The organism is Micromonospora sp. NPDC049060, assembly GCF_040649055.1.
Taxonomy (GTDB): Bacteria; Actinomycetota; Actinomycetes; order Mycobacteriales; family Micromonosporaceae; genus Micromonospora; species Micromonospora reichwaldensis.
This window is the reverse complement of sequence record NZ_JBEZEV010000027.1, coordinates 1-11616: the sequence shown is the minus strand read 5'-3', so window position 1 is coordinate 11616 and position 11616 is coordinate 1. Positions and strand designations below refer to the sequence as shown.

The following is an 11616-nucleotide window of genomic DNA, read 5'->3' as shown; positions in this document are numbered from 1 at the left end:
GGCCACCGGGCCGGCTCCTGAGGAGGATCGGGTGCGAAGGCGTCACGGCATCATCTCGGCGGCCACCGCCATGTTCTGCGGGCTCGCTCTGCTCGGCACGCCGGCACAGGCGAGCGCGACCACGCCAAACGGGATCCCTGTCGAGGCGGAGGCGACGTTCCACGGCCGACCGATCCGGGACGCGGCCGCCGCACAGACCCTGGCCGAGGCGTACTGGACGCCGGAGCGGATGCGATCCGCGGCGCCGCTGGAACCGTTGGTGGGCGAGGAGGAGCTGACCGGGGAGGCCGCCGACCGGCCGGGCCGGGTCGGTGAACCCCGCTCGGGCGCGGAGCCGATCGGCCCGCGCGGCACGGGTACGGCGGTTCCCGGCCCATCGGTCTCGGCCCGGAACGCCTCCGCCGGGGCGGGAACCCAGTCCGTCAATCCCTCGCCCGGTGTCGGGCGGGTCTTCTTCACCGACGTCAACGGTGAGGACTACTTCTGCTCCGCCAGCGCGATCAACACGGCCAAGGCGAACCTGCTCTCCACCGCCGGGCACTGCCTGCACCCCGGCGACGGCTCCGACAACTGGTACACCAACTGGGTCTTCGCCCCGAACTACGCCGACGGCCCGTCCAGTTGGGGGCTGTGGAGTGCCCGGAGCATGACCTCCACCAAGGGCTGGGTCGACCACGACATCCTGTGGTGGGACTACGGTTTCGTCACCGTGTGGCCGCGCAACGGTAAGCGGCTGGTGGATGTCACCGGCGGGGAGGGCATCAGCTTCAACTACCCCCACAGCGTCGCCGCCACCCTGCTCGGCTATCCCGGCGTCGCACCCTTCGACGGCAAGTGGCAGCACTACTGCCAGAGCACGACGAAGGCCGCGGGAACCCAGCGGGTCAAGCTCATGGACTGCCCGCTCAACGAGGGCACCAGCGGCGGGCCCTTCCTGCGGGCGTGGAACAACTCGCAGGGCTTCGGGCACGTGAACTCGGTGGCCTCGTACAAGTTCTCCGGCAACATGTACGGCCCGTACTTCGACGAGGACGTCGCCGACCTCTTCGACCACGCGAAGGCCAAGAACTGACCGGCGTGGGCCGGGCCGGCCGCGCCAGCGCGCCGGTGTCGACCTGCCCATGGCAGCCGCAGGAGCGGCGCCGCGAGCGCCGTCGAAGCCCTGGGCGGGGCTCGCGGCGCCGATGACGGCCCGTGACATGATGGCGCCCATGGGGAAACAGCAGGACGTCGGCGGACCCGACCGTCACAGTGGGTCGGGTGCCGCCGACGCGACGGGTGGCGGCGTCGACGCGCGGCTCGCCGTCGCGCAGGACCCCACCACGCCACAGATGACCCTCATCGACCTGGCGTCCGACCCGTCGGCCGTGGTCCGTAAGGCCGTCGCGACCCGTACCGACGCGCCCGCGCAGGCACTGCGCCCGCTGACCCGGGACCGTGATCGCGACGTCCGGGAGGCCGTGGCGAGAAACCCCTCGACCTCGATCGGCAACCTCCTCGTACTCGTCAAGGACGCCGACCGGTGGGTCCGCTGGGCGGTCGCCGGTAACCCGGCCTGCAACGAGTCGGTCCGCCGGGTGATGGCGGAAGCTCCCGACAAGGAGCTCCGCGGCCTCCTGGCGGAGACGCGCGAACTGGAGCCCGAGCTGGCCGCGCGGCTGGTCGACGACGTGTCGCCCGAGGTGCGGGAACGGCTCGCCACCCACACCCACGACCCCGACGTGATCACCGCCCTGATGGCCGACCGCACCGCGCGCGTACGCAAGGGGCTCGCCCGCAACCCGCGGACCACCGCCGCCCAGCGCAGCGCACTCGCCCAGGACCCCGTGGTGGACGTCCGCGTCGCGCTCGTGCTCGCGGTCGAGCTGGACGACGCGGACCTGCGCCGCCTGGTCGACGACCGCTCGGTGCAGGTGCGGATGGCGTTGGCGACGTCGGAGGTGGTGCCGCCGCACATCCGGCAGGCGCTCGGCGGCGATCCCGACGAGATGGTCGCCGCCGCGGCGCGGGACTTCCGCCCGGGGGCGGGCAACGCCGCGGTGGTGCGGGCTCCGCGCATCGGCCACCGGGCCTCGGGAACCGGCCGTGGTCGGCCCGGCGGCGCCCGCCGCTGAGGCTGGCGGAACCGCCGTCAACCGCCCCGCGCGCCTCGCGGCCGTCGCCCGTACCCGATTCCAGGACGCCGTCGGGTCCGGGCCGCCACATGGCAGCACGAGGAACACCGGCGCGAACACCGGATCGTCGAGGGCGTCATTCGCAGCGGTCCTCGCCGCCCCGCCCGTACGGCTCGCAGCAGTCCGGCCGGTGCCGGAACACGATCAGGGTGTGACCGTGGCGCTCCTCGCGGTCACCGGTCCGCTCGTACAGGCAGGCACCCCACACCACTGTCTCGCCTCGGCCGTCGACCACCTGCCCGTCGCCAGGGCCGTGCCGCAGCAACACCCTCACACCGGCGACGCTACCGTTGCTCGCCGGTGCGCCGAAGGACTTCCGAAGCGAGACCGGGCGTTCCGGGTGGCTGCGTGGGCAAGGCAGCCCTGCGGATCCGCCCTCCCTGCCCTTACCCGCGACCACCGTAGGAGCATCGAAATGGCAAGATCAGTGCCTTCGGGCGGCTTCTCGTCGCGTGGCGGTATCCGGGTCGTCCCCAAGGTCGGGGGCGGTGTCCGCGCCGACTCCGGCTGGCCGATGGCGAGGCTACGGGCGGATCAGCACGCCATCACGCTGCTGCGGGAGATCTGGGCCGGAACCGTTGCCGATCAGTGTGCAAATGTAGGCACATGATCAACAGCTGACCGTTGCCGGCCAACGGTCCTCGTCTGATCCGCTTGCGCGGCGCGAGGTTGACGCTTCGTCGTCACCCGCCCCGCAAGCGGGGTCTTACGGTCGGCTCCACGTCCGTTTAGCGTCTCCGGGCCACTCCCGGCGACTACCAGCTTCGCGAGGTTCCGTGCCGCGTTCTCATCCCGGTCAAGGGACATGCCGCAGGACTGACACACGTACGTTCGAACATGCAGCGGCAGCTTGGCTTTCACCGCGCCGCAGCCCGAACAGGTCTTACTCGACGGATACCAGCGGTCAGCCGTCACCAGCCGGCCGCCGCTCCACTCGGTCTTGTACGCCAACTGCCGGCGGATCTCCCCGAACCCGGCATCGGAGATCGAACGGGCAAGCTTCCGGTTACGGACCATTCCGGCAACGTTCAGGTCTTCCACGACGACCGTGCCGTACTCGCTGGTGAGCCGGGTGGTCAGCTTGTGGATGCCGTCCCGTCGCAGGCTGGTGACCCGGTGGTGCGTCTTGCCGAGAGCCCGGTTGGCACGCTCCCACCGTTTCGATACCCGCTGGCCGGTACGGCGGTCCGGGCCAACCTTCCGGGATACGGACCGGGACAGCCGCCGCAGCTTCCGAGACGCACCAGCCAGATGCTTCGGGTTGACGACCATCTCGCCGGTGGACAACACCGCCAGGGTCTTCACGCCCAGGTCTACGCCGACCGTCGCGTTCGGCCGCTGTGGCGCCCGTACGGTCCGCTCAACTTCGCAGGTGAACGACACGTGCCAGCGGCCACCCTCGCGGCGCACAGTGGCGGACATGATCCGGGCGGTGCCGTTGTCGATCCGCCGGGCCAGCTTCCGCGCCGACTCGTGGAGCTTGATCCGGCCCAGCCGAGGCAGCACCACGTGCTTACGGTCTGGCTCCACCCGGATGACACCGGTGGTGAACCGCACGGACGGCGTAGCGCGACGCTTCGACTTGAATCGGGGGAAGCCCACCAGGCGGCCGGCACGCTTACCGGCACGGGAGTCGGCCCAGTTCTTCAACGCGCGCGCCAGACCGTCTAGACCCGTGTTGTACGCCTCTTTGGAGCACTCCACCCACCAAGGGGCGACATCACCTTTGGCAGCGTTCCACGCTCGGCGTAGCGCCGGGAGGTTCCATCCGATCGAAGGGGTCAGCAACTCATCGGGGACACCGTAGGTTCGCTCAGCCGTCCGCTGGTCCATGACGGCCTTGACCGTGGCTAGACCCCAGTTGTACGCGACCCGGGCCGCACCACAGTGGGCGAGGATGTCCCGCTGCTGCACCGGGGCGGGGTCGAGCGCGAACCGATACGCCTGCATCGTCTTCACGACTGGTCGCCCCCGGTGGCCGCGTCCACAGCACGCTTGGCCCGGTCAGCGGCGGCACGGCGTCCATACAAGCGTGCGCAAAGGCTGGTCAGGATCTCGGTCATGTCGCGTACCAGGTCGTCGTCAACTTCACCGGGGTCGACCACCAGCAGCCGCCGGCCTTGTGCAGTCAGCGCCGCTTCGACGTACTCGGCACCGAAGCGCGCGAACCGGTCCCGGTGCTCTACCACGATCGTCGTGACGCTCGGGTCGGCCAGCAGCGCAAGGAACTTCTTCCGCTTGCCGTTGAGCGCCGACCCGACCTCAGTGACCACGCGGCAGACGGGCAAGCCTTGCTTGGTGGACCAGTCGGTTACCCGGGCAACCTGCCGGTCCAGGTCGGCGCGCTGGTCAGCGGACGAGACGCGGGCGTACACCACGACGGTTTCCGCGCGACTGGCGGGAGTGTCGACGTCGACCATGATCGTGCCGGAGGGAAGCTTGCGGACCGGTACCGGCATGGTTCCTTCACGGACCCACCGGTAAGCGGTGTGCGGGTGCACACCGTTACGGCGCGCCCACTCGGCAAGCTTCATGCGCCAACGTTAGCCCACGTCCACCAACATTCGCACACAAAACTGGCTACAGCAAACAACCCCGCCCACGGTCATGGCGCCCGCGCCCCACGCCGCGGCGCGCAGCACGCCACGGCGGCTGATGCCGGGTACGCCTTCGTCGCCGCCCCCGCAGCAGCCGGATCCGTCATGCTGATTCATTCGATCGATCATAGTCAGTGTCATCCCGCGGGTTGACAGCGTGGCGGTCACCGACCCGACAGCCCGGCCCACGGGTGGCCGCTACGGTGGCGGGTGCCGGCCGTCACCGCAGCCCACCGGAGCCCTCGATGACCGATCCTCAGCTCAGACGACGCATCCGGGCAGCCGTCGGCGTGGCCGCCGCGCTTCTCCTGCTGCCGGTCGCGCCCGCTCCCGCCAGCGCCGCGGCGGCCACCGGCAGCGTGACGACGACGGTGCAGGACGCCGGCACCGGGGAGCCGGCCCGCGCCTGCGTGAGCCTCGTACCGCTGGACCGCGAACGACTCGCCCGGGTGTCCACCGGCGAGAGCCAGCTCGGCAGTGTCGGTGGCTGCACCGACGACCGGGGCGGGATCGAGGTGACCGGGGTGGAGCCGGGACGCTACCGGCTCTTCGCCCAGCCCTACGAGGCGGCACGGTACGGGCGCCAGTGGGTCGGCGGGCAGGGCGGCACCGGCGAGCGCCACCGGGCGTGGGTGGTCACTGTCGGCGCCGGTGCCACGACCGCCGCCCCACCGGTCCGGCTCGACCCGCCCGGCCGGATCTCGGGCGTGGTCACCGACGCGGCGAGCGGGCGTCCGGTTCCGGGTGTCCACGTCGCCGTGGTGCCGTTCGTGCCCCACCCGAAGTACAGCCCCGACACGCCGATCACCGACGACACCGGCCGCTACAGCATCACCGGGCTCGGGCCGTACGACTGGGCCCTGCGGTTCTCCGGCACGGGGATCGCGACCCAGTGGTCCGGTGGTGTCGGCGCCGCCCTGCTGGCCCGGACGGTCCGGGTGCGCCCCGGCGGCACCGCGACGCTTCACCAGGCCCTGCGGTCTCCGACCACCGTGGGCGGCGCGGTCCGCACCGACGAGTTGGCGGCCTACAGCACGGTCGTCGCCTTCGACGCCCTCACCGGGGACGTCGTCGGCGCGGTGGACGTCGGCACGTCGTACGGACTGCCGATGCTCCCCGGGCAACTGGTCAAGCTGCGGTGCGACTGCTCCTACGGGCCCGGCCGCTGGTATCCGGCCGGCGACAGGTTCGCCGACGGTAACCTCGTGTGGGTGGGTCGGGCGCCGGTCGTCGCCGACTTCGACCTGACCGCCGGCACCGGCGGTTGACGCTCGGCACCGCCCGCCGGTCGACGGATCGAGGCCGTGCCCGCGTTTGGCGGAGGCGCCACCGGCACCCTGCCGTCAGGTGTTTGCTGTCCACATGAGCTTCCCGTCCCACTGGCAGCGCCACCGTCGCTCCTCCCGACGCCTGGTGGCGCGACTGGACGCGGAGCACTACATGCTGCTGATGCTGATCGGGTTCGGCGGCGCGGTCCTCGGCACCCGCGCATTCCTGGCGCTGACCGGCTATCCGCAGGTCGGCGGCGGCACGTTGCACATCTCGCACGCCCTGTGGGGTGGCCTGTCGTTGTTCGTCGCCGCGCTCGTCCCGCTGCTTGTCGTCAACCGGGCCGCGCTGCTCGGGGCGGCGCTGCTGGCCGGGATCGGCACCGGCCTCTTCATCGACGAGGTCGGCAAGTTCATCACCGCCGACAACGACTACTTCTTCCCGGCCGCCGCGCCCATCGCCTACGCGGCCTTCCTCATCGGCGTGTGGCTGTACGTGCGCGCCCGCGGCACGCGGGTCGAGGGCACGCGGGCGCAACTGCACGCCGCGCTGGAACTGCTCGGCGAGGCCGTCGACGGGAGGCTCAGCGAACGGGACCGGGCGCAGTTGCGGAGACGACTCGGCGCCGCCGCCGCGAGTCCGGACGACGACCGGTTGCAGCCGCTGGCCGCGGCGCTGCTGGAGCTGACGGGGCCCGGTGTGCTGCCGCCGTACGAGCACCGGTCCGGACGGATCGCCCGGTTCGCGGTCGCCGTGCGGGCGTGGCTGGCGCGGTCGTTGACCCGGGGACGGCTGCGCGTCGGGCTGGTCCTGGCGCTGGGGCTGCTCGGCTTCGCCACCCTCAGCGACCTCACCACGATCGTCGCCGTCGCTGTCGACCTGCGTGACGGAACCAGCGAGGGGGTGCTCGCCACCGCCAACGAGTTCGCCCGCGTCGACATCCAGGACCGCCGTGGGGTGCTGCTCCTGCTCGTCCGGGCGCTGCTGGACGCCGGCGTGGGCACCGCGCTCATCGTGGCGGCCGGGCTGCTGCTGCGCGGGATGGCGCGCCGCGCCGTCGAGCTCGCCCAGGCCGGCCTGGTCACCTCACTGAGCGTGGTGAACCTGCTGGTGTTCTACCTCGACCAGTTCGCGGCCGCCGTCAGCGCGCTCGGTCAGTTGGCGGTCCTGCTCGCGGTGCAGCGCTACCAGCGGCTGTTCGACCAGCCGGCCGACGCCGGGCGCACCGGCGGCGCTGACGGTGACTGAACGCCTCGGGTCGTCGGGCCAGCCCACGACCCGTGCGCGAACCGCGAACGCGCGCCGGACGCGATGTCGCCCCAGGCCCCTGCCGACGGCGGGCGTCCTCAGCGGACCGCGTCGCCCATGCGGATGACGGCCTCGGTGAGGATCGCCGGCGAGGTGGCGAAGTTGAGCCGCACGAAGCCCGTCCCGCCGGTGCCGAAGACGTGCCCGGAGCTGAGGGCGACCCGCGCGTCGTCGAGGAACATCTTCGCCGGCCCGGCGACGTCGCTGACCACGCCGGTGTCGTCGGCCGGCTGCTCCGTGTCGACGCCCAGCCCCGTGCAGTCCAGCCAGGCGAGGTAGGTGCCCTCGGGGCGGTGGTACGGGACGGACGGGAGGTGCTTCGCCAGCAGCGTCGCGAGCAGCGCGCGGTTGCCGTCGAGACCGTCGAGGAGGAGGTCGAGCCACGGCCCGCCCTCGCGGAACGCGACGGTGTGCGCGACGACACCGAGGTGGCTGGGCCCGTGGCTGACCTCTTCCGGCATGCGGCGGAGGTCGGCCACGGCCTGCGGTCCGGCGACAGCGAGCGCCGCCTTGAGACCCGCCAGGTTCCACGCCTTCGAGGCGGAGACCAGGGCAAACGCGTTCTCGGCGCCGGCCACCGTGAGGTACGGGGTGAACTGCGCCCCCGGCAGCACCAGGGGAGCGTGGATCTCGTCGGAGACCACCCGCACGCCGTGCCGGTCGGCCAGCGCCGCGACGGTCTCGAGCTCCTCGCGCCGGTGGACGACCCCGGTCGGGTTGTGCGGATTGCACAGCAGGAACGCCGGCCGGCGGCCGTGGGCCCGCGCGCGGCGGAAGGCCTCGTCGAGGGCGGCGGGGTCCATGCGCCGGTCGGGCCCGAGCGGGGCCTCGACGACCCGCCGGTCGGCGTGGGTGACGAAGGCGTAGAAGGGCGGGTAGACGGGGGAGCAGACCACGACCGCGTCACCGGGATCGGTGACGAGCCGGAGCAGCTCGACGGCGCCCATCATCACGTCGGGCACGACCGAGGTGTGCGCGACGCGGAAGTCCCGCCAGCCCCAACGCCGTGCGGCGAAGTCGCCGATCGCCTCCGCGTACGCCGTCCCGTACGAGTAGCCGGTGTCGCCGAGGTCGACCGCGCGGCGGAGCGCGTCGGCCACGGGGGGAGCGAGGGGCACGTCCATCTCCGCGACCCAGAGCGGGAGCACGTCGGGCGGGAACATGCGCCACTTCACGCTGGTGCGCTGCCGGAGTGCGTCGAGCGTGAGCAGGGTGAGCGGATTCCGGGCCGCCGAGCCGTCGGCGGAGGGGCCAGGGCTTGCCATACCGCCCACCATAGGGCCAGGTGCCGCCTCGGTCCCGCCCGGCGCCCACGTCCGGCCCCGGCGCCCCTACCAGCGGTTGCGTGCCTCCTCGGCCCAGCCGACCAGCCCGTCCAGGTCGACGCGCTCGCCGTCGTCGGCCGCCGCCCAGCCGGTGAAGTGCCCGAAGCACTGGTGCGTCTCGTTGGCGAGCACACCGAGGTTAGTCCTGGCGATCTTCTCGTGGAAGGGGTGGAACTCCACGGCCACCCGCGCACCGCTGATCCGCCACGGCCGCGACCAGTCGGCGCGGTCGTACTCCCAGCGCAGCTCGTCGCCGATCTTGTGCAGCCGGCCGTCGAGGAAGAGGCCGTTCTCGGTCGAGCCGGTGCCGTCGGTCCAGCGACCGCCGAGCTGGATCGCCCGACCCGGGCCGCTGCCGGCGGCCCAGTTCCAGCGGATCGCGTACGGCCATTTGCCGCGACCGTGGTCGAGCACGGCGAAGGAGTCGGCCTCGGCGATCGGATGGGCCACCCCGTCGACCCGCAGGGTGCCGCGCACCGGGCGGCCGAGGTCCTTGACGGTGTACTGGAACCGGCGGGTGCTCCAGGGCACCACCACGCCGAGCGACTCGTGACCCGCCGGCAGCGGCACCACGAGGTCGACCTCCAGACCGGGGGCGGTGGCGCGGATGGTGGTGCCCGACGGCGCCTGGTCGATGTCGATCGAGAGCCCGCCGCCGCGCGCCCGAACGGCGCCCGCCCCGCTGACTGGCGGGAAGAGGGCGCCCCGGGCGAAGGGGACCACCGCGTTCCTGTCGATCTCGGCCTTGGTCGCGCGGTCGAGCAGGTAGAGGCTGTGCACTCCCGCGTAGTCCAGCGACGAGGCGACCAGGCCGACGATGTGGGTCGGCGTGACGACCCCCCAGTACTCCCAGCGCTTGTTGCGGCCCCAGCCGCGCAGGTTCGCCCGGTGCAGCGGGCGGCGGCTCCAGCCCACGGCGGCGGGATTGAGCCGCCCACCCGCGAGGCACAGGTCGACCGGCTCGGTGATCTCGTTCTCGTGGGTCACGACGGCGAGGGTAACCGGCCCGCCGCCTCTGTTGCCGGGATCGGCACGGCGAGGTCAGGTCGCCGAGGAAGGCCCTGGTGTACGGGCCGGGTCAGTCGCCCCAGGCGTTGGAGTCCAGGAGCATGTCCCAGGTCAGGTAGGGCAGTTCGGGGTGACGCTGGTGCAGGATCTCGCCGGGGAGGGTGGCGGCCGGGGCCTTGCGGGGATTGGCGAGTGCCTGCGCCACGATCGCGTCGGTGACGGCCCGGGCGCCGCCGAGGCGGGGATGACGTCGGTGGACGCGGTCGGCGTACTCGGGTGGCACCGGGCTGTTGATGCCCATGAGGTCGATGCTGATTCCCGTCTGGGCGATGCCGATCTCCGGCGGCCGGCGACGCTGGAAGACGGGTGAGTCGCGGAAGCTGCGCGTGGTGTGCATGGCGATCGCGTCCCACACGGTGTCGACCCGGCGGTCGGTGACGCCCCGCTCCTCGAGGAACCGGGCGGCGAAGTCGGCGCCGTCCATCTCGAACCGCTGGTCGGAGTTGGCGCGTGCGGTCAGGCCCATGTCGTGCAGGGCGCAGATCAGGAACACGACCTCCTCGTCGTAGTCGCGTCCGGGCCGCCGACCGGCCTGCGCGGCGGCCTCGCGGGCGAACAGGAAACTACGCAGGCTGTGGTTGCGCAGGTAGGCCTCCTGCGCCTCGCCGATCAGTCGGGCAGCCTCCCGGGCCAGCCGGGTCGACGGGAAGGACAGGTCGGCGTCCGGCGCGGCGTGGGAGGCGGCCGGGGCGGCGGGCACCAGCCCGGTGAGCATGCTGGCGCCGGCGGCCAGGCCGGTGCCGAGGGCGGTTCGCCGCGAGAAGGAAGGCGTCACGGGTATCTCATCTTTCGGGTGTCGGGTGCGTGGACCTGAAGCGTTGGCGGTACTCGGCCGGGGTGATGCCGATGCCGCGCAGGAACGCGCGGCGCATGCTGTCGTCCGAGCCGAAGCCGCAGGCGCGGGCGATGCGAGCCACCCCGTCGTGGGTGGCTTCGAGCAGGGTCTTCGCGGCCTCGACCCGGACCTGCTCGACGTACCGGATGGGGGTCGTCCGGGTCTGCTGCACCGGCAGGTGACAGGTGTAGTCACGCGGCCTGACTGGCCGGTGCGTGCATGATGGTCTCGAATTCAACAGGGGTCAACCGGGACAGCGATCGCTGGCGTCGGCGGCGGTGGTAGGTCCGTTCGATCCAGGTCACGATCGCGATCCGGAGTTGCTGGCGGGTGGTCCATGATCGCCGGTTCAGGACGTTGTTCTGCAGGAGTCCGAAGAAGGATTCCATGGCGGCGTTGTCGCCGGCGGCGCCGACTCGGCCCATCGATCCGGTCATGTGGTGGCGGTTGATGGCTCGGACGAACTTCCTGGACCTGAATTGGGATCCGCGGTCGGTGTGCAGGATGCAGCCGGCCAGGCCGGCGCGTCTGGCGGCGGCGTTGTCCAGTGCGGCGACGGCCAGGCGGGACTTCATCCGCGAGTCGATGGAGTAGCCGACGATGCGGTGGGACCAGACGTCCTTGATCGCGCACAGGTAGAGCTTGCCCTCGGCGGTGTGGTGCTCGGTGATGTCGGCCAGCCACAGCCGGTTCGGGCCGTCGGCGGTGAAGTTCCGGCGCACGAGATCGTCGTGCACGGGTGGGCCTGGCTTGCCGGCCTTGCCGCGACGCTTGCGCTTGCCGAATGCGCTCCACCAGCCGTTGCCGGAGCAGATCCGCCACGCGGTGCGGTCGGCCATCGGCTGCCCGGCGTCGCGGGCCTCGTCGACGAGGAACCGGTAGCCGAACTCCGGATCATCACGGTGGGCGTCGAACAACGCGTTGGCCCGATACGCCGCCACCTCCTCGGCGCTGGTGACGGGTCGGGCCAGCCACCGGTAGTAGGGCTGACGAGCGATCTTCAACACCCGGCACGTCACCGCCACGGGGATCCCGTCGGC

Annotated in this window: 12 protein-coding genes; 4 read left to right on the top strand and 8 right to left on the bottom strand. The window is 72.0% G+C overall.

Annotated elements, in window-relative coordinates; translation table 11 throughout:
• The first annotated feature begins 31 nt into the window (after positions 1-31).
• Together AB0B83_RS13270 and AB0B83_RS13265 are read left to right on the top strand one after the other, a co-directional pair.
• The gene (locus AB0B83_RS13270; protein WP_357578371.1) at positions 32-1072 is read left to right on the top strand and encodes a hypothetical protein; all 1041 of its coding nucleotides are present in this window, start codon (positions 32-34) and stop codon (positions 1070-1072) included.
• Positions 1073-1211: 139 nt separating this feature from the next.
• Positions 1212-2114, top strand: coding sequence for a hypothetical protein (locus AB0B83_RS13265; protein WP_357578370.1), 903 nt, complete (start codon positions 1212-1214; stop codon positions 2112-2114).
• 136 nt (positions 2115-2250) lie between these two features.
• Here AB0B83_RS13265 and AB0B83_RS13260 read toward each other — a convergent pair whose 3' ends face one another.
• The 3 genes from AB0B83_RS13260 to AB0B83_RS13250 all read right to left on the bottom strand — a co-directional run bounded on the left by AB0B83_RS13260 (position 2251) and on the right by AB0B83_RS13250 (position 4708).
• Entirely contained in the window at positions 2251-2448 is a 198-nt protein-coding gene (locus AB0B83_RS13260) for a hypothetical protein (RefSeq protein ID WP_311411230.1), read from the bottom strand.
• 311 nt (positions 2449-2759) lie between these two features.
• A complete protein-coding gene (gene tnpB / locus AB0B83_RS13255; RefSeq protein WP_357578411.1) occupies positions 2760-4124 on the bottom strand; it encodes an IS607 family element RNA-guided endonuclease TnpB in 1365 nt (454 codons plus the stop codon).
• A gap of 5 nt (positions 4125-4129) precedes the next feature.
• Positions 4130-4708: an IS607 family transposase gene (locus tag AB0B83_RS13250; protein WP_357578369.1), complete on the bottom strand. Its 579-nt coding sequence runs from the start codon at positions 4706-4708 to the stop codon at positions 4130-4132.
• 308 nt (positions 4709-5016) lie between these two features.
• Here AB0B83_RS13250 and AB0B83_RS13245 point away from each other — a divergent pair, with 308 nt between their 5' ends.
• Complete coding sequence (locus AB0B83_RS13245; RefSeq protein WP_357578368.1) at positions 5017-6039, top strand: carboxypeptidase-like regulatory domain-containing protein; 1023 nt, start codon at positions 5017-5019, stop codon at positions 6037-6039.
• A 94-nt stretch (positions 6040-6133) separates the two neighbouring features.
• On the top strand, positions 6134-7288 hold the full coding sequence (locus AB0B83_RS13240; protein ID WP_357578367.1) for a hypothetical protein: 1155 nt from the start codon (positions 6134-6136) through the stop codon (positions 7286-7288).
• 98 nt (positions 7289-7386) lie between these two features.
• Here AB0B83_RS13240 and AB0B83_RS13235 read toward each other — a convergent pair whose 3' ends face one another.
• The 5 genes from AB0B83_RS13235 to AB0B83_RS13215 form a co-directional block, all read right to left on the bottom strand.
• Positions 7387-8613: a MalY/PatB family protein gene (locus tag AB0B83_RS13235; RefSeq protein WP_357578366.1), complete on the bottom strand. Its 1227-nt coding sequence runs from the start codon at positions 8611-8613 to the stop codon at positions 7387-7389.
• A gap of 66 nt (positions 8614-8679) precedes the next feature.
• Positions 8680-9660, bottom strand: a complete 981-nt coding sequence (locus AB0B83_RS13230) for a DUF2804 domain-containing protein (protein WP_357578365.1) — start codon at positions 9658-9660, stop codon at positions 8680-8682.
• Between the two features lie 91 nt (positions 9661-9751).
• On the bottom strand, positions 9752-10516 hold the full coding sequence (locus tag AB0B83_RS13225) for an HD domain-containing protein (RefSeq protein ID WP_357578364.1): 765 nt from the start codon (positions 10514-10516) through the stop codon (positions 9752-9754).
• A 7-nt stretch (positions 10517-10523) separates the two neighbouring features.
• Positions 10524-10748 carry a helix-turn-helix domain-containing protein gene (locus AB0B83_RS13220; RefSeq protein ID WP_357578363.1) on the bottom strand — a complete coding sequence of 75 codons (225 nt, stop codon included), beginning with the start codon at positions 10746-10748 and terminating at the stop codon, positions 10524-10526.
• Between the two features lie 19 nt (positions 10749-10767).
• Positions 10768-11616: IS3 family transposase (locus AB0B83_RS13215; RefSeq protein ID WP_357578362.1), on the bottom strand; the 849-nt coding region annotated here is incomplete at its 5' end.